The sequence below is a fragment of the Aeromonas sp. S16(2024) genome (assembly GCF_041403065.1).
GTDB lineage: Bacteria > Pseudomonadota > Gammaproteobacteria > Enterobacterales > Aeromonadaceae > Aeromonas.
The window spans coordinates 18,595-36,128 of sequence record NZ_JBGLQX010000034.1 but is presented as its reverse complement, the minus strand read 5'-3'; the positions used below and the strand labels follow the sequence as shown (position 1 = coordinate 36,128).

Annotated in this window: 11 protein-coding genes, 2 tRNA genes, 1 other RNA gene and 1 pseudogene; 6 read left to right on the top strand and 9 right to left on the bottom strand. The window is 57.6% G+C overall.

What is annotated here, in order from left to right:
• Positions 1 to 141: 141 nt before the first annotated feature.
• Positions 142 to 1,479 carry a flavohemoglobin expression-modulating QEGLA motif protein gene (locus ACB030_RS18845; RefSeq protein WP_371161914.1) on the bottom strand — a complete coding sequence of 446 codons (1,338 nt, stop codon included), beginning with the start codon at positions 1,477 to 1,479 and terminating at the stop codon, positions 142 to 144.
• A gap of 159 nt (positions 1,480 to 1,638) precedes the next feature.
• Here ACB030_RS18845 and ACB030_RS18840 point away from each other — a divergent pair, with 159 nt between their 5' ends.
• The 3 genes from ACB030_RS18840 (at position 1,639) to ACB030_RS18830 (ending at position 2,694) form a co-directional block, all read left to right on the top strand.
• The gene (locus tag ACB030_RS18840; protein WP_161507131.1) at positions 1,639 to 2,094 is read left to right on the top strand and encodes a YbjN domain-containing protein; all 456 of its coding nucleotides are present in this window, start codon (positions 1,639 to 1,641) and stop codon (positions 2,092 to 2,094) included.
• Between the two features lie 159 nt (positions 2,095 to 2,253).
• Positions 2,254 to 2,341: transfer RNA gene (locus ACB030_RS18835), tRNA-Ser, on the top strand.
• Between the two features lie 224 nt (positions 2,342 to 2,565).
• A non-coding RNA gene (locus ACB030_RS18830) (RtT sRNA) lies at positions 2,566 to 2,694 on the top strand.
• A gap of 410 nt (positions 2,695 to 3,104) precedes the next feature.
• Here the strand turns inward: ACB030_RS18830 and ACB030_RS18825 are convergent.
• Positions 3,105 to 4,355 (bottom strand): oligosaccharide MFS transporter, encoded by a 1,251-nt coding sequence (locus ACB030_RS18825; RefSeq protein WP_371161912.1) that lies wholly within the window; start codon positions 4,353 to 4,355, stop codon positions 3,105 to 3,107.
• Positions 4,356 to 4,405: 50 nt separating this feature from the next.
• Complete coding sequence (locus ACB030_RS18820) at positions 4,406 to 7,510, bottom strand: beta-galactosidase (RefSeq protein ID WP_371161910.1); 3,105 nt, start codon at positions 7,508 to 7,510, stop codon at positions 4,406 to 4,408.
• 243 nt (positions 7,511 to 7,753) lie between these two features.
• On the opposite strand from ACB030_RS18820, the gene ACB030_RS18815 reads away from it, so the two are divergent.
• Positions 7,754 to 8,818 (top strand): LacI family DNA-binding transcriptional regulator, encoded by a 1,065-nt coding sequence (locus tag ACB030_RS18815; protein ID WP_371161908.1) that lies wholly within the window; start codon positions 7,754 to 7,756, stop codon positions 8,816 to 8,818.
• Positions 8,819 to 8,950: 132 nt separating this feature from the next.
• A pseudogene (locus ACB030_RS18810) lies at positions 8,951 to 9,654 on the top strand (transposase); the annotation flags it as partial.
• Positions 9,655 to 9,879: 225 nt separating this feature from the next.
• Here the strand turns inward: ACB030_RS18810 and katG are convergent.
• The 4 genes from katG to ACB030_RS18790 all read right to left on the bottom strand — a co-directional run bounded on the left by katG (position 9,880) and on the right by ACB030_RS18790 (position 14,725).
• Positions 9,880 to 12,060 carry a catalase/peroxidase HPI gene (gene katG, locus ACB030_RS18805; protein ID WP_371161906.1) on the bottom strand — a complete coding sequence of 727 codons (2,181 nt, stop codon included), beginning with the start codon at positions 12,058 to 12,060 and terminating at the stop codon, positions 9,880 to 9,882.
• Between the two features lie 661 nt (positions 12,061 to 12,721).
• Positions 12,722 to 12,797 (bottom strand) — tRNA-His (locus tag ACB030_RS18800).
• A gap of 363 nt (positions 12,798 to 13,160) precedes the next feature.
• Positions 13,161 to 14,471 carry a type II toxin-antitoxin system HipA family toxin gene (locus tag ACB030_RS18795; RefSeq protein WP_139731215.1) on the bottom strand — a complete coding sequence of 437 codons (1,311 nt, stop codon included), beginning with the start codon at positions 14,469 to 14,471 and terminating at the stop codon, positions 13,161 to 13,163.
• Entirely contained in the window at positions 14,471 to 14,725 is a 255-nt protein-coding gene (locus ACB030_RS18790) for a helix-turn-helix domain-containing protein (protein WP_005329233.1), read from the bottom strand. Before ACB030_RS18790 ends, ACB030_RS18795 begins: the two co-directional genes overlap by 1 nt.
• Before the next feature lie 501 nt (positions 14,726 to 15,226).
• On the opposite strand from ACB030_RS18790, the gene ACB030_RS18785 reads away from it, so the two are divergent.
• On the top strand, positions 15,227 to 15,475 hold the full coding sequence (locus ACB030_RS18785) for a hypothetical protein (protein WP_010674978.1): 249 nt from the start codon (positions 15,227 to 15,229) through the stop codon (positions 15,473 to 15,475).
• A 420-nt stretch (positions 15,476 to 15,895) separates the two neighbouring features.
• Here ACB030_RS18785 and ACB030_RS18780 read toward each other — a convergent pair whose 3' ends face one another.
• Positions 15,896 to 16,147, bottom strand: coding sequence for a type II toxin-antitoxin system Phd/YefM family antitoxin (locus tag ACB030_RS18780; protein WP_010674977.1), 252 nt, complete (start codon positions 16,145 to 16,147; stop codon positions 15,896 to 15,898).
• 78 nt (positions 16,148 to 16,225) lie between these two features.
• The gene (locus ACB030_RS18775; RefSeq protein ID WP_021140687.1) at positions 16,226 to 17,533 is read right to left on the bottom strand and encodes a Fic family protein; all 1,308 of its coding nucleotides are present in this window, start codon (positions 17,531 to 17,533) and stop codon (positions 16,226 to 16,228) included.
• Between the last annotated feature and the right edge of the window lies 1 nt (position 17,534).

Sequence of the window (17,534 nt, the reverse complement as noted above, 5' to 3'; positions counted from 1 at the left end):
AGCCTCGATAGCGGTGTTATGGGAGGGCTGGTTTAGGTTAGAGACCCTCCTTGAAGGCTATGAACTGGCGCTGTCTCTTGCGCATCAACAGTTGTGATCAAGAGACAGGCCTCGGGGCTGGCCTTTTTTGTCGACGAGGGTTCAGTCTATCTCTATGTCCACCGGCGCTATGATGGGGTCGGCCACCGGCAGGCGGTGGAACAGCTGGCGAAAATGCTGCTGTACCCGGCCTATGTCCACCAGGGACATGCCGGAGGCGAAGCCGAACCAGACGTAGAGGCCGGTGAGATCGCGAAACATGGGGGGCAGGTAGCGGGGCGCGTCGATCAGCCCCTCCAGATAGTGCTGATAGAGCACGGGGATGTCGTCCAGGGTCACCTTGCCGACGAACAGCATGGGCAGGATCTCCGGCACCCCTTCCAGCACGGCGCTGCGGATGAAGTTGACCGTCTCCACATAGCCTCTCACGTAGGAGAGATCCTTGGTGAAGCAGGCGCCTCCCTCAACCATGCCGCCGCGAAACACCCGCTGGGTGATCTTGTAGGCATCGTGCTCGCTGGCCCCCTTCTCGACGAAGTGGCGGAACACCTCGATGAAGTCGGCGCCGCGCTCCGCCATGTCGATGGCCATCACCCGATCCGAGATGCGCTTGGCCCTGTCCGGAAAGGAGCTGAAGGTGAGGGTCTCGATAAGCACGGCCAGCCCCTCCTGGCAGGCGGTGATGCGCGGCGAGCCGGCACCCAGCCAGGTGGCATAGGATTGCTGGCGACCGTTCAAGGTGGTGCCGACGTGCACCCAGCCCTCGTGCACCTCCAATACCTGCAAGTCCAGCTCGGAGAAGCGGGCGTGGGAGCTGAGCTTGATGTAATCCCCCCCGGCGGCGGCATCGGAGACGATGCCATCGCTCAGCTTGACCTGCACAGTGCCGTCGCTGAAGTAGTTCGACAGCTTGCCCTGCAGTTTGGCCACTGCCGCTTCCCCCTCGAACTCCTTGGGGTAGGGGCGCACCAGATGGCGGGCGCCGGGCAGGGAGAAGATGTCGCACAGCCGGGCTCCCAGCTCCTTTAACGTCTTGCGATCCCCGCGCAGATGATCGCTCGCCGAGCCGTACAGCAACTGGCTGTAACGTTGAAAGTCCGGCTGCCCGCGCTGGCGCAGCATCTCGATCACCACCATGTACTGATCCACCGTCTCTTGCAGGATCCGGCCCAGATCATCCTGCGGCCCCAGCTTTCTGCGGATCCTGTCCCTCAGCTCCTTGAGCTCCAGGTATTTGTTGCGGGGATCGAAATCGAGGGGGAGGGCCTGATAGAAGTCGGCATCGATGGCGGGCAGCACTCGTCCGCCCTTGGCGAGAAACTCGGTCTGCAGGTGGCGGGGCCACTTGATGGCATCCAGGATGCGAATGGGTTTTTGCAGGGCGAGCAGTTCATCCGAGAGGGATTTGAGGTGCAGGCGATACTTTTCTTGGATGGTCATCGGGCCTTCTGTGGAGGCGAGTGCGGTGCGAGAATGGCTGAGTATATGCATAGCGCTTGCCAAAAAGAAGCGAGACCGGGAGTGATCCCGCCTGTGCGCTTTTGGTTGTCGGAAAATTGGTTTAGACTGCGCCCCTTGATCCTTATTGTGTTCGTGAAAATGATGAATATCCCCAGCTCTGAAATGATAATGCGTTGGCTGCAGCAGGCCCGGATCGAGCACTATGTGTGCGATCAGTGCCACGGCATCCACATGGTCTCCCTGCAGTCCGTCGAGGGCATCCAGGAGAGCCGGATCTTCGTGGAAGAGGAAGGGTTGCTGTTTTCATCCGAGCTGGAGGTGCGCCCCTCATCCCTGCTGCCCCTGGTGGCCGAGCTGGGTCGTCTCAACATGCAATACCCGTCCCTCAAGGTGTTCCTCGACATCATAGATGACAACCTGCCGCGCCTTGTCGTGGGTCACACCGTCTTCACCAAGGCGGGTCTCTCCGTCGAGCAGTTCCTGCTGTTTGTCGAAAGCACCACGGCGGCGACCCATGAAGTGGTCTCCGAATGTGAACGCCTCGGCTTCCTCAATCTGCCGGAGATCCAGGTCGCACCGGAATCTGTGCACTGACCTCAGAGCCAGAACTGTGCGTTTAATGTGCGAACGGTTCGCGGCAGCCAAAAAGCCGTTGACGCCGGCGGGGCTTTCCCCTAAATTACGCCCCGTTCCGGCGCAATAGCTCCGTGAATGTCGTGTTGGCTGAACACGTTAAACCACAGACAAAAATTTGGTGAGGTGTCCGAGTGGCTGAAGGAGCACGCCTGGAAAGTGTGTATACGGCAACGTATCGAGGGTTCGAATCCCTCCCTCACCGCCAAATAAAGTAAAAGGGCCTGTCTTGCGACAGGCCCTTTTACTTTATCCGGTGATGGGCGGCTCGGTTCTAACCCTGGTTCGACAAGGGGGCAGGACAGCCCCCTTGGACAGCCTCAGGCTGCCCGCAGGGTGAGCGCCAGGGATGGCGCGAGTCAATCCCGACCCACTGCAAAACTGAAAAACCGACCTCAGGGTCGGTTTTTTGCATCTGGGCTACCGTGTTCCCTGATGCGCATAGAGGGAGGGTGAGCACCCTCGCCGGGTTCGAGCAGAGCGGCTTGCCGCGATGAACGGCCAGAGGCCGCCCCGAAGGGGTGAGCCACGAAGTGGCGAATCATCCCTCCCTCACCGCCAAATGATAAGCCCAAGCAATTGAATTGCTTTGGCTTTTTCTTTATGCGTGATTTTTGATATGCCATTCATTATGCCATCTGATGTTGGCTGGTACGGAACTATCTCGTACCCCGCTGGACAATCTGGTCGATGCTTCACGGGTTGTTAACAAGACCCCATTTTGCTCGATTCATCAGTGAGCCCTCCGCTCACTCGTTCTTCGACTCATATGCACCACAGGTCTTGTCAATCTGTGACCGGCCTGGACATTTTTACAGACGATCAGGATCTCGTTATCGGCATAATGGCGCGACCACGTTTTCTGTGTGGGCCTCGATTCAGTCGCGGCAAGGAGAAAGGGCGCCGGAGCGCCCAGTATTGCGACGATGGTACCAGCCAAGGCTCTGTAACTCGTCTGCCACCTGTACGAGTCAAGCCTTCACCGGCACAAGTCGGGCGCTGGAACTACCTGTAAGAGTGAAGCAGGAGACCAGAGTAAAGCCCACGGTGATCAGGCCTAGGACCAGATAGGCCTGGCTGAAACCCACGGAATCATACATGGCGCCGACCCAGGTGGAGAGCACTACGCCGGACAACTGCTTGGAAAGGTTAAAGCCGATCAAAAACAGGGTGGCCGTCAGGCGCGGGTCAAATACCGACGAAATATATTTGAACGTTCCGACCAGCAGGAAGGGCAATTCGAACATGTGCAGCATCTTGAGCAGCACCACTTGGACCCCAGAGCTTGCAAAGGAAGAGCCGATGATCCGGGTCGACATGATCAAGCCAGCAACCAGCAACGCGTTTTTGGCGCCGATCCGGTTGATGATAAATGGGGCAAAGAACATGATGGTTGCATTGAGCAACTCTCCCCCGGTGGTCACATAGCCAAAGACTTCGGTACCTCGCTGTGGGGAGGAGAAAAAACTCTTGAAGAAGTTGGCAAACTGCTGGTCAAAGACGTCATAGATGCTGGCGACGCCAATGACGTAGATCAGGAACTTCCAGAAACGCGGCATTTTCAGCAGCTCCAGCACCAGGCGCAGAGAAAACTCCTGAGCGTTAGCCGCCCCGGTGCCGACTGGCTCACTCTGCGGCTCGGGGCGTGACAGTACCAGTAGCAGCGCCAGAACCAGCGCAAAGCCGGAGGCAATCCAGAAGGTGATATTGGGGTTGATGCTAAACAGAATACCGGTCAGGGAAGCGCACAGGGCCCAGCCGATGCAACCCGATACCCGTACCTGCCCATACTCAAAGCGATTGGCGCGACTGACGCGTTCGATGTAGGCCTCGATGGCGCCGGAACCACCGGAGAAGACACACCCCAGATACATACCACCCGCCAGGCAGCCGAGATAAATGTTGTATTGCAACAATGGCGAGAGCACATAGATGAAGAAGGGGGCAAAAAGCACCAGCAATCCGACGATGCACCAGAGCAGGTGCTTGCGCAGCCCCAGCTTGTCGGAGATCAGGCCGAAGGCTATCTGGAAGACTATCGCAAACAGGGAGATTGAGGAAAAGACCAGCCCGGTTTCGGTTTTGGTCAAATGATTTACGTCTGCCAGCCACACCGGGAAGAACGGGAAATAGGCCGACATGATGAAGTAATAGAAAAAAAAGAACAGCATAAAATAGAAGAAGTTATGACGTTCTCTCGTGCGAAGCGCTGACAGTTTCATTGGCTGTGTCCTGTGGTGATGAGAGTGAATGGGGGGGCTCCCCCCCGTGGTCAATCGAGGCTAAGGCTGAGCTGGTAGCGCCATTCGGTTTCCGACAGCAGCCATTTATCCAGCACGCTTGGGGTCCAGGAGTCATCCCCACCAATGCCCATGTGACGGGCATCCAGCGAGATCCAGGCCCCTTCCTCCGCCACCATCCGATGCCAGTGCGAGGTGGTCATCAGTTGCGCCAGGCTCCAGGGCTGCACGGAGAAGTGGAACTGTCCGCGGATATGCCAGATGCCCCAGTCCAGCGCCTTGGTTTCGCAGCGCAGTCCGTTTTCTGTCGGGAAAATGTACGGCGTGCTCATCTCAGCAAGGGGCAGGGTCCAGCGGGAGAAGCAAGCGCTGTTGCGGCGATCCGGGTAGTTCTCATGAGGTCCCAGGCCTAGCCAGCTCACCGGTTGTGGTTGGGGTTTGACCTGGAGGGTGATCCCGATCCGTGGCAGCGGCGGCAGAGTGCCGGCCCGTTCGCCCTCGATCAGGAGATGTAACGTCCCCCGGCCGTCAAAGCGCATCTGCCAGTGACTGGCAATCACTGCGCCTTGCTGGTTGTGGTAGCGCCAGTGACTATCGATGATCACCTCCTTGTCGTGACGGCTGGCCTTGCAACTGACGCACTCGCTCTCTAGCGCAAACAAGCCAGCGCTCTTCCAGCGCTCGACCCAGGCATTGGGGTCGATCCGTTCTACCTCGCTGACACCGATGTCGTTATCCAGAGGGGCCCGTACAAACTGATCGCGCAGGGGTTGCAGCAGTTGCTCTTCCCCTTCTTTAAGCCAGTTGCAGAGCAGACCAGTCCGGCGATCAACCACCCACTGCTGGCCAGCAGCCTGAACAGTAAAGCGGGCGGCACTCTCGAGCAGCTCGGGGGCCGGGGCTGGGATGGCGGGCTCGCTCAGTACCAGGGGCGCAGCCAGGGCAAACTGCTGCCACGCCACGCGATGGCCTGCTGGCGACCAGACAGTGGGCTGGGGCTGGACCACTTCCATCGTCAGCCAGACGTCCCTGGCGTCGCGAGGCAGTGCAAGCGAGGCGGTCAGGGTCAGCTCAAGACACTCACCTGCATCCATGTCGAGGGGGATAGCTCCCTGTGCCAGCGGCTCACCAGCACACTCCACCCGCCAGTGCAGGGTCTCGTTGTCGGTCGCGCGGAACAGGTACTCACTGGTGAGAGCCACTCTCAGAGGCTGCTGTTCCAACAGCGCAAACTGGAAGAATTGCTGGGCGTGCTTCGCTTCAAACAACGCGGGGTGAGGAGTCCTGTCCGGGAAGACCAAGCCATTCAGGCAGAACTGGCGATCGTTGGGGGTATCGCCGAAATCGCCACCATAGGCCCAGCCCGTGCTGCCATCCTCAAAGGTCTTGCTGATAGCCTGATCGGCCCAGTCCCAAACAAAACCGCCCTGCAGGCGCGGGTAGTCACGAAACGCCTGCCAGTAGTCGCTAAAATTGCCGAGGCTGTTCCCCATGGCATGTGCGTATTCACACAGGATCAAGGGACGATGCTCACCGGGCAGGCTGATCCACTTTTTGATCGCCCACTTGGGGACGGCCGGGATAATCAAGTCTCTCTCCACCCGGGAGTACATGGGACAGATGATGTCGGTAACCGGGGTATCACCGCCGCCCCCTTCGTACTGCACCGGGCGCGATGGATCGCTCTTCTTCAACCAGTGGTAGAGTGCATCGTGGTTGGCACCATAGCCGGACTCGTTGCCAAGAGACCAGATGATGATGCAGGGATGGTTGCGATTGATCTGCACCATCCGGGTGACGCGCGCGCTGTAGGCAGGCAGCCAGCTTGGATCATCTGACAAACGGTTCATCGGAACCATACCATGGGTTTCGATGTTGGCCTCATCAACGACATAGAGCCCGAAGCGGTTGCAGAGCTGATACCACCTTGGCGTATTGGGATAATGGGAGCAGCGTACCGCGTTGAAGTTGTTCTGCTTCATCAGCAAGATGTCTTGCACCATATCGGCTTCAGTCACCCGCTGGCCGTGCTCATGGTGATGCTCATGGCGGTTCACGCCGCGGATGAGCAGCGGCTTGCCATTCACCTTCAGCAGGCCATCGCTAATCTCGACCTGGCGAAAACCGACATCACAGGCCTCTGCCTGAAGCAGCCGGTCACCCTGCCAGAGCGCGACCACGGCTCGGTAACAATAGGGAACCTCGGCGTTCCACAGCCGAGGCTGCGTCACCGCCAGATCTAACTGTGCCCGCTCGGCGTAGTTGCCACGATCGTCGATCATGGGGGTTCCCAGTGACTGACGAGTGGCAGTGATCTGTTCGTCGCCATCCCACAGGGAGACCTCAACCTCCAGTCCGGCCAGTTGCGATGATGTGGCAGCGACGGCTAACCCGATTTGCAGCCGGGCATCGCGATAGAGTGCGTCAAGCCTGGGGGTGACCTGCAGATCGGTGAGATGGATATCGGCGAGGTGCAGCAGGGAGACAGAGCGGAAGATCCCGCTCATGCGCCACATGTCCTGATCCTCCAGCCAGGTGCCCGCGCTCCAGCGCATCACCATGACGCATAGCCGGTTCTTGCCTGCGTGCAGGAAAGGGGTCAGATCGAACTCCGCAGGCAAGCGGCTATCGACGGAATAGCCGACCCAGTGACTGTTGCACCACAGGAGAAAGGCCGAATTGACGCCGTCAAAGATGATCCGGGTCTGGCCACTTTCCAGCCAGTCATCCGCGATCTCGATTACGCGGGAGTAGCAGCCAGTGGGATTCTCTTCCGGCACCAAGGGGGGCCTTGTCTCGATGGGGTAGCGCACGTTGCTGTAGATGGGTGCATCATCCCCCGTCATCTGCCAATTGGACGGCACCTCCACGGGCCGCGCATCGGGCAGTTCTGCGCTCATCCAAGTGCCATCGACCGCGAGAGGGCTCGACCGCCAGCTGAACAGCCATTCGCCATCCAGAGAGCGGCGCTGCGACGACTCGGCCTCGTCGCGTGCGGCGGCGATGTCGCGCCAGCCATGGAATTCCGGGTGTGCCGCCAGACGGTTGACATGGGTCAGAGTGTGCTGCTGCCAGTCACGGCGGTTGAGAACCTCGGTAAAACCGAGGGCGGGGTGACATCCCGTTGCTTGTGTCATATCTTCACCTGCTGCCATTAAAAATGTCTTTCGCAATACATTGATTCAATTTTAATCTGCAGGCCCAGCCTCCAGGCAAACACCAAGCCTTCCAATTTCAGAAAGGATCACGAAAGTGGCTCTAAATTGAGTTGAAATGTCGCTGGAAAGACAAAGAATGTTTGCGTAATACATTTTGCGTGGCGAGGGGCTATATCCCGGGGTGCATGTAAGTTATCACCATGAAAAATAAAGGAATGTTGAATGAAGAAACGACAGGCGACCCTCGGTGATGTCGCACACGAGGCGGGTGTGTCACAACAAACGGTATCGCGGGTGCTGAACAACCCCACCCTGGTGTCGCGACGTACCCATGACAAGGTGATGCAGGCCATGAACACCCTGCACTATGTGCCAAACCGTTCTGCCCAGTTGCTGGCGGGCAAGGCAATCCCGGCGCTTGGGCTCATCACCTCCTCCCTGACGTTTCACGCCCCCTCACAGATCACCGCCGCGATAAAAAGTCAGGCCGAAGAGCGGCAACTGCAGGTCGCTATTACCATGCCCAAGGCGGTGGAGTACGGCATCCTGCAGGCAGTATTCAACGAGTTTCGGGCACAACATATTCGCGGTGTCATCATCAATATACCCATGGAGAGCGCGCTGGCGGAGCGGCTGGCCCGGGAAAATGACGACCTGGCCTGCCTGTTTCTGGATGTGCCACCGGAGACCGAGGTCTCCTGCGTGCGGTTCGATCACCGGGCAGGCGCGAGCGCCTGCGTCAACCACTTGTGGGAGCTGGGGCACCGTCAATTCGGCCTGTTGCCTGGGCCAGCAAGCTCCATCTCTGCCCGTCTGCGGCTGGGATGCTGGCGTGATTCTCTGCACCGTGTCGGTGTTACCAATGCCATTACTGCTTGGGGGGACTGGAGTGCAAACAGTGGCTGGGCACGAACCTTCGAACTGATCCATGCCAACCCGCGCATCAGCGCGATTATCGTAGGAAACGATCAGATGGCACTGGGGGTATTGAGTGCCCTGGCACAGCTGAAACGCACCGGCGCCCAGGGGATTTCCGTGACCGGTTATGACGATACGGCTGACAGCCTCTATTTTCAGCCTGCCCTGACCACGGTCGCCCAGGATTTCAACCTGCTCGGCCAGCGTGCCGTGGAGCGAGTGCTGGAAATGATGAACCAACCGCAAAAAAGAGTGATGGAGTTGCTGCCTACTCAGCTGATCGTGCGCCAGTCGACCTTCTCGACAATACAGGAAGAGCCAACGGCAGAGTTGATCGCACAGCTCAAGACCTTGATCAACCAGCTGTGATGATGGGTTGAGGCCATGCTCCGGGGCTTGATCTGATGACCTCGAACACTCAAACACGGGAAGTTAAAGATAGTTTCCATATGGAGTCATTGTTCTTACGGAAAGGGATGCTGCGGAGTCGCGTTGAGAGACCGTCATCAACGGGGTGGCGAGCGACGCTGGATGTGGATGGCTCTGAGCAAGATAGCGGTCTGTTTTATGACAGCCTACGGGCGTGGCATTGATGCCGCCAAGTGTCTGCTGGGGTCGGAGTTGGCTGGCGTATTGGTGACGGAGCAGTGTGCTGGCTACCGGTTTGTCGGCACGAGTCAGCGCCAGCTCTGCTGGGCCCATGTGCTGCGCAACGTGGCCGCTATCGCCCAGAGTGGGGAACGGTACTGCTGGCAGACAGTGTCTTTCGGGTTCGTCATCGCGATGAGAATGGAGTATTGAGCAAGGAGTGTTATCTGCACCGGCTCAGGCGCTATCGGCAAAGCTGGTTAAAGCAGTTAGAGCAAGGAACCCTGCTCTGCTAGAAGCGCTATCGGGGGCGCTGCGAGTGGCTCATTAAGGATGACGAAATGCTGTGGCGGTTTATGAATGATCACGACATCCCGCAGACAAACAATGAGGCGGAACGAGCGCTGCGCGGCTGTGTACTGTGGCGCAAAAGGAGCTACGGCGTGTGTTCACATCGTGGGGAGCTGTTTCGTCAACGCATACTGTCGTTGGTTGAGACGGCCAAACGCCTGGAACTTTGTCCCCAGGAGTCGCTGCGCGCCATCGTCCGAGCCTGCATCGAGAAAACGGATTACCCCATCCCCTCAGAGTTGTGTGCATCAAGCCCCTGCCGGTGAACGGTTACACAATGGTTGGTAAAAAATGGGCACCGTATGGGGATTGCACCTCTGGTGCCGGGGCATGGCGGCCCCTGGTAGGGGAGGCGTGTTCGATGCCGGGAGTGCCGGACAGCGTGGACCCAGCAGGTTGCCTGCACAAGAGTCGCAAGTGCCACAGGACAGGCGGGCCCCAAAAGCAGCGCCCCGCTCCCGATAGCGGGTGCGGGGCGCCAGTCATGGTCTTTAGGCGCGGGCGAGATCGAAGCGATCCAGGTTCATCACCTTGGTCCAGGCCGCCACAAAGTCCTTCACGAACTTCTCCTTCCCGTCCGCACTGGCATATACCTCGGCCAGGGCCCGCAACTGGGAGTTCGAGCCGAACACCAGATCGACGCGGGTGCCGGTCCACTTCACCTTGCCTGTCTTGCGATCACTCCCCTCGTAGATTCCCTTGGCTCCTGCTGCCGGTTTCCACTCCGTGCCCATGTCGAGCAGGTTGACGAAGAAGTCGTTGGAGAGGGTGCCGGGGGCAGAGGTAAAGACCCCGTGGCAGTTGCCGGCGTTGGTGCCGAGCACCCGCATGCCGCCGACCAGTACCGTCATCTCGGGGGCACTGAGGGTGAGCAACTGCGCCTTGTCGATCAGCATGGTCTCCGCGAAGGCGGCGCACTCGCCCCCGTAGTTGCGGAACCCGTCGGCGAGGGGTTCGAGCACGGCAAAGGAGTCCACATCGGTCTGGGCCTGGGAGGCATCCATGCGACCCGGCGTGAAGGGCACTGTCACTGTGACTCCCGCCAGCTTGGCCGCCTGTTCGACACCGACGCCGCCGGCCAGCACGATGAGATCGGCGAGGGATACCCGTTTGCCACCGGTGGCCGAGGCGTTGAACCCCTGCTGGATGCCTTCGAGGGTCTTGAGCACCTTGGCCAGCTGTGCCGGTTGGTTGACTGCCCAATCCTTTTGCGGGGCCAGGCGGATGCGGGCACCGTTGGCGCCACCGCGCTTGTCAGAACCGCGGAAGGTGGCTGCCGAGGCCCAGGCGGTGGATGCCAGCTCGGCGACGGTCAGGGAGGCCGCCAGGATCTTCTCCTTGAGGGCGGCCACGTCCTTCTCATCGACCAGGGGGTGATTGACGGCGGGGATGGGGTCCTGCCAGATCAGCTCCTCCTTGGGCACTTCCGGCCCCAGGTAGCGTGCGATGGGGCCCATGTCCCTGTGGGTCAGCTTGTACCAGGCGCGGGCAAAGGCATCGGCGAAGGCTTGCGGGTCCTCATAGAAGTGGCGTGAGATCTTGCCAAACTCGGGGTCAAAGCGCAGGGTCAGGTCGGTGGTCAGCATGGTCGGCTTGTGGAACTTGCCCGGGATATGCGCATCGGGGATGATCTCCGGCGCATCCTTGGCCACCCACTGCTTGGCGCCTGCCGGCGACTTGGTCAGTTCCCACTCGTAGTTGAACAGGTTCTCGAAGAAGTTGTTGCTCCAAAGGGCCGGTGTCTTGGTCCAGGTCACCTCGAGGCCGCTCGAGACGGTATCCTTGCCGTGGCCGCTGCCGTAGTCGCTCATCCAGCCCAGGCCCTGGGCCTCCAGGGGGGCGGCTTCCGGCTCGGGCCCCTTGTGGGATTCGGGGGCGGCGCCGTGGGCCTTGCCGAAGGTGTGGCCACCGGCAATGAGGGCGACTGTCTCTTCGTCATTCATGGCCATGCGGCCGAAGGTGGAGCGGATGTCCTTGGCCGCCTCCATGTAGTCACCACTGGCATTGGGGCCTTCGGGGTTGACGTAGATGAGGCCCATGTGGGTGGCGCCAAAGGGGGCCGCGAGCTCGCGGTCGCCCTTGACCCGGTCGGGGTCGACCCCGAGCCAGGCGATCTCGTCACCCCAGTTGACGTCCTGATCCGGCTCCCACACATCCGGGCGGCCGCCGCCAAATCCGAAGGTTCTAAAGCCCATGGTCTCCAGCGCGACGTTGCCGGCGAGGATCAGCAGATCGGCCCAGGAGATCTTGTTGCCGTACTTCTGCTTGATGGGCCACAGCAGGCGGCGGGACTTGTCGATGTTGACGTTGTCGGGCCAGCTGTTGAGGGGAGCGAAGCGTTGCTGGCCGCGGCCACCGCCGCCACGGCCATCCGTGATGCGATAGGTGCCTGCGGCGTGCCAGGTCATGCGGATGAACTGGGGACCATAGTGGCCGAAGTCCGCCGGCCACCACTCCTGGGAGTCGGTCATCAGCTTGACCAGGTCTTTCTTGAGTGCCTTGTAGTCGAGGCTGTTGAATGCCTCGGCATAGTTGAAATCGTTGTCCATGGGATCGGAGCTGGGGGAATGCTGGTGCAGCAGATCCAGCCGCAACTGATTCGGCCACCAATCACGGTTGGTTCTGCCGACGCCGGCGGTGTGGTTGAAGGGGCATTTGCTTTCTTCACTCATCTCAGTCTCTCCTTGGAGGGCATCTACATTGCTGACACTTAGTATGGGAAGATTTCCACTGCGCTGTGTGGGGTCATGGCAGGGGATCTGTCTGTTGTTGTGCGGCTAGCTTTCAATTACTCCTTTTTTTTCAATATATTGCGTTATTGTGCAGTGAATGGATTACGAAAAGATGAATCACGACCATCTAGTTTAACAATCTATTTACGTTCTGCCCGACTTCCCCTCGCATCAGGCGCGGCGGCAACCTGTGGTGCGCTGCCTGGAGGCAAGTGGTTGCTCGCCCTTATGAGGGAAGCAGACAAGGCATTTGCCGGTTTTTATCCATATCACGGTCATCGGCATCGAAGCTTGCGCTGCGTCATGGGAAGCAGGGATACATCGGGGCCGTGATGACTCCGATCATGGCTGTGATCCGGCCTGGCGAGGGGCAGCACTTGGCGGTGAAATTGACCGACCAGCAAAAAGACAAGAGCGAGAGAGCAGGGGAGGAGGCAAAGAGAATAAAAGAGGAAGCGGAGCGCTCGGGGCAGGCGGCGAGGCTGGGGCGCGGGCACAAAAAAACCGGCACAGGGCCGGTTTTGATGAGGGCATCAGATGCCCGGTTCATGGCAAGTCAGGCTTGCCCCTGTCGGCTTGATCCAGCACGAACAGCTAATAATGGGGTGGCTGATGGGGCTCGAACCCACGACAACCGGAATCACAATCCGGGACTCTACCAACTGAGCTACAGCCACCACTGAAATCTGCCTTCGATGTCGCTCTTCGAGGGAAGAGTCACATCAATGGCGCGCCCTGCAGGATTCGAACCTGCGACCCACGGCTTAGAAGGCCGTACCTGTTAATAGAGTTAAAATGTCATCAGAATACGTCAAACATCAAATAAATATAATACTTTAAAATCAATCTCTTATTGCCGTTAAGTCTGTCAAGGTTAGCTGAGGAAATTTTATGTTGCCAAAATTAGCACTTCAGGTTTCTGCATTTTTAGTTGTTTTTTTGATCTAAAATGGATCATTCACTCGCTCGTACGCAAAAAAAATGAGCCTCGATAGAGGCTCATTTGGGGCGATGCAAGAGGCATTTGTCACATTGGTCAATTATCGTTTTAAGCGTTGCGCTTTCGAACTGAGTCCACCCAAAATTGAATCTGCAATCTCAGTGGGAAATGTATCAGGCAATTGCTGACGAACGATTGATATTACCTCATCCAGATTATCCGTCAGTTCGCTGATGATTTTTTCCATCTGCACTTGTTCAAAACCAATCGCCTTGGCCGTTTGATAAAAATGGCGAGGAAATATCTGCTCTATCGCGTATTTTTTGCCCTTGGTTGCAGTAAGCCCCATGGCCAACTTGGCATCACGGGGATGTAATCCTTTACCACCAAATGCAGGATACATGGAAAGGATGTCGTAAAACGGTGTAAGCCGGAAACGCCCTTCAGGTTCGATAAACACCGAGAAATTCTTGGCATGGCCATCAGTGGCAGCCAGCAGCCAGAACAACACCTGAGACTTCATAAACAGGTACCGATCCTGCTCCGGCGTGGCCGATCCCAGCAGGGTCGTCATGATGTCAGCAATGCCCGGTCCACCATGGCTCTCGTACTTGCGTGCTGACGGTACATTCAACACCTGGCAGAAGTCCTCTTGGGGCAGGCGCATGATCCAACTGCGATCCGTGGCGTAGCGCCGATCGAAGCGTTCCACCGCCAGAGCCTTGACCTTGCCGACCTGCATGATGAAGCAATGGGGAACCGGAAGACCCAATGCTTTGGCGATCAGGGTGCAGAGATATTCGTTTTCTACGCTCTGGGAGAGGTCTATCGAGTAGGAGTGGCTTTCGATCTTGCCAATGGGCAGCTTGATAATGTGGGTGGTTGGGGTCGCTGCATGCGGTAAGCACCAACGGTTGTCGAGGTAGAGTAACGCGGTCTTTTCCTGAGCCCCGGCGATGGATATCCGAAAATCGTCCTCTTCCCTCACCATACCAAGCGGGATCCCTTGCTGGTAGCTGGTCATGATCTGCTCCAGTTCGGCGTCAGAGAGCGGCTTGCACTCAATGCGCTTAACGTCTGGCACAGGTCTGCCCTGAGCCACCAGTTGCAATGCCCCCACGCTGTCCTGGCCAATGCAACTGAGCAGATCAAAGGGTTGGGTGGAATCGGCTTGATAGCGCGCCACCACCCGGTTTCTTACTTCCGGGTTATCTGGCAGCAGATTATCGAAGAAGTTATAGGCCTCATCGCCCTGGTAGCGCTGCTGGCGTAATGGCATGGAGAGCGAGATGGGGCGGCTGCCTGGCAACTTCAACCACGATTCATCGTACTGAAATTGGTGAGCACCATTGGTCGCCTTGGTAAAGGTACCTACCCGGTATCCGTTCATGTAGACCGTCAGGCTGGCCATTACCACTCCTCCTTCCAGCCAGGCGTGGCGTTTTCCGCAGGATCGGTGCGGGGCCTGATATCGAGGGAGAGTTCCAGTGCGGCGAGGATCTTGAACAAGGTCTCCAGCTTGGTTGACTCGGGATTGAGCTCGAAGCTGGACACCGTGTCCTGCCTGATCCCCACCTTGCCGGCCACTTTGCCTTGGGAGAGCTTTTGCGAAAGCCTGGCATCCTTGAGACAGGCACTAAGTTGCTTGGCGCTGGTTACTTTCATGATTTGACTTACCTGGTAGCGTAATTTCTTTTAATTTACACGCTGTGGCAGGTATATCAATATTTACCTGCTTTAGGCGGTAAATGTTTTTCACACGCTAAAGGCGGTATTTAACCTTGATCCTCAGGTATGGGTGTCGCACTTTCGATTCAAGGGGCCATTAAAACAAGGTGTAACGAGTTTCAGCAGGAGTGCACTGGGGTTGGCGCAACAAAAGCCAAGGCAGCGATGGTGCGTCGGTTGATCGTCTCTGTCAGTGAGTCCATGATTGTTGCGATCGCTTCACGGGAGCTCACAAGTTCGCACCCGCGTTCGCTTCTTTAAATACCTTCTTGAATTGATGAGCACGAAATTTTGCCAATCTAGCCGAGGTTTCTCGGGAAAATTTGCAAATGCAGTGATGGTGTCATACCAAGCAGCCACCTCCATTGAAGATCTAAACTGGACAGGTCCCCAGTGTTATCGAAAACGGGGGGGCGCAACCAACAAGGTAACTCTGACATGTTGAAACCCATTCTGGTACAGCTCCGAGAGGCCTTGGCCGAGCTGCCCTACTTCACCCATATCGACAACCAGCATGACTACGAAAGTGCGCTGGCACTGATAGATGAGCTGGTGGATGACTACGATAACAACGTCCAGCTGTTAGACCTGCTGGCGGCCAGCATTGAGCGTTGGGAAGATAATGCTGAAGAGTTTGCCGAGTTTAACCGGCGGGTGGCGGCCATCCCTGCGTCATCATCGACATGAACCACTAGGCTAACGTCTTGCCGCCGGGCGCAGCCTACCGCATGAAGTCCGAGCACGACAACAAGCTGCTGATGGATCTTCGATCCAAAAATCGGATGGTTGCACACACTCCAGGGTGGTCAAAATTGGACGCTGAAAACCCCGGATGGATGAGTCAGACAGGAATGCCGCCTGACGGCCTTTGCTTTTCAGTGGTTCGTCTCCATCGGAAGCGCCCAAGTGAATTCCCCTTTATTACTACACCGGGGCCCAGATCAGCAGGCGCTGCCAGTTCGCTCACACAATGAGGGGAGGAGGGCCATGACGCGACTAATGCTGCGATGACAATAAGGGGCATCGTAGCGTTGATCTCCAGCCCGCGCTTGATCAACGTTGACTTGCAAGAGCTGAGGGTAGTGATGTCAAGGATGGGATTCTAAATCATAGGTCCTCCAGGTTGACGCTGACGAACTCCGACCGTTTGACTCGCTCATCGACAATACGGTTCAGCTCGGCATCTTCGGCCAGTTCCAGATAGTAGGCGTAGAGCTCAGGCGGCACACAATAGAATGCTGGCTCGTTACGATAGAGGATGGCGACGGCATCGCCTTTTCCCTCTTTGATGGTCCCCATTGGATTGCGTCTGAGCTCTGTGATATTGGCAGTGGTGGCTGCCAGGCTTTGGTAACTCATGATGATGTCCTCGGCATAGAGCACCGCACTATGGAATACCTTAATAGATACTCAACTCGACGATTGTCACAGTATCAATCAGCGCCCATGTTGCGCTTTCCACGCGATAAACTCCGAGGGCCGTAAACCATAGCGTGCCAGAACACCTTCATGCAGCCTTCGCAACTCTTCAACAATCAGTGCCTGTACGGCCGATCGCTCTTGCTGCGGGACGTTCTCTGACACCGCTTGTTCAATGGTGCTGAGTGGATCAAGTTGGATCGACGTGACGACCCCACGGACAGTCTGTTTGATAAGATCCCGCCATGCTAGGCGAAGTGGGTCAGGTTCGGCGAGATCCCGCTTGATGGCAAGATATTCTTGGGTTGAACGTTCATAAGCCCACACGTACAGGTCGCGTAGCAGTTCGATGCGGGCCATTTCGTACACACCGAGGGTGGCGCGGCTGTAGGCCTGTTCTGGTACATCGAGGAAGGTGAGCGGGCAGAGGTTGCCACGAAACAGGGGGAGATTCGCGGCCAAGCGGGAAGTGCGTTTATTGATGTCGGCAAAAGGTTGTAGGTAGGGCAAGTGCACCATCATGAAAAACGATTGTTCAAACGGATCGTGGATCTGATTGGCTTTGCTCAGCACCTCGTCCAGCACCTCTTCGATTTGTTGTGCCGTGGATAACGGGCGATAGATACTTTTACTGATGTCGACAGCATGTTGGCGAATGCGCCCCTCATCGGCAGGGTTGGGTAGCAAGTTTTCCGCCAGGGCGCTGTGCAAGTTCATCAGGGTGTAGCGGTTAAATTCGGCACTGTCGATGTTTTCGACCAGTAACTCGATCGCGGTTTTATGGTTCAGGATCATCTGCGTTTCGATGGCTCCCTTACCCCGCGCGGCCTTGCCGTGCTCGATAAGTTCACGGGTGTCTAGCCTGCTATAGGTATTACCTTCCAGGTGGCTCGATGCCCATGATAAGTCGATCAACAAACGGTTCAGGATCGCTCGACTGTATGTGCCGGCAGGCTCATCGATGTCTGTGGTCTTGCCCATGTTGTGCAACTGACGGCGCAGTGATTCGGACAGGTAACAGGTTTCGTTGGGATGATATGCCTGCAAGAAATCATGCTGATAGCCCACGGGCTTGCGGGCTGGGAGGGGCTGGTCGATATAGGCAAGGATATCCAGGCTGTCGGCAGAGAGTGGGATGAACGCGGGGAAACTGTCCACCTTGGCTATCCGGGGCTCGGTATGGCTCTCGGAGTCAGCATGATAGCGGCGAGCCCGTCCTTCGCCTTGGGCTGTGATGTGGCCGCTTTCAATCAGCTTGGCTATCAGGCGCTGTGCGGTGCGTCTGGCAATGCTCGGGTGGCGGCCCAGCAGTTCAGCCAGCGTCAAT

Excerpts from the sequence above, each read along its gene's own strand:
- ACB030_RS18845 (WP_371161914.1), bottom strand. The coding sequence starts at position 1,479 with ATGACCATCCAAGAAAAGTATCGCCTGCACCTCAAATCCCTCTCGGAT.
- ACB030_RS18840 (WP_161507131.1), top strand. The coding sequence starts at position 1,639 with ATGATGAATATCCCCAGCTCTGAAATGATAATGCGTTGGCTGCAGCAG.
- ACB030_RS18825 (WP_371161912.1), bottom strand. The coding sequence starts at position 4,355 with ATGAAACTGTCAGCGCTTCGCACGAGAGAACGTCATAACTTCTTCTAT.
- ACB030_RS18820 (WP_371161910.1), bottom strand. The coding sequence starts at position 7,510 with ATGACACAAGCAACGGGATGTCACCCCGCCCTCGGTTTTACCGAGGTT.
- ACB030_RS18815 (WP_371161908.1), top strand. The coding sequence starts at position 7,754 with ATGAAGAAACGACAGGCGACCCTCGGTGATGTCGCACACGAGGCGGGT.
- katG (WP_371161906.1), bottom strand. The coding sequence starts at position 12,060 with ATGAGTGAAGAAAGCAAATGCCCCTTCAACCACACCGCCGGCGTCGGC.
- ACB030_RS18795 (WP_139731215.1), bottom strand. The coding sequence starts at position 14,471 with ATGGCCAGCCTGACGGTCTACATGAACGGATACCGGGTAGGTACCTTT.
- ACB030_RS18790 (WP_005329233.1), bottom strand. The coding sequence starts at position 14,725 with ATGAAAGTAACCAGCGCCAAGCAACTTAGTGCCTGTCTCAAGGATGCC.
- ACB030_RS18785 (WP_010674978.1), top strand. The coding sequence starts at position 15,227 with ATGTTGAAACCCATTCTGGTACAGCTCCGAGAGGCCTTGGCCGAGCTG.
- ACB030_RS18780 (WP_010674977.1), bottom strand. The coding sequence starts at position 16,147 with ATGAGTTACCAAAGCCTGGCAGCCACCACTGCCAATATCACAGAGCTC.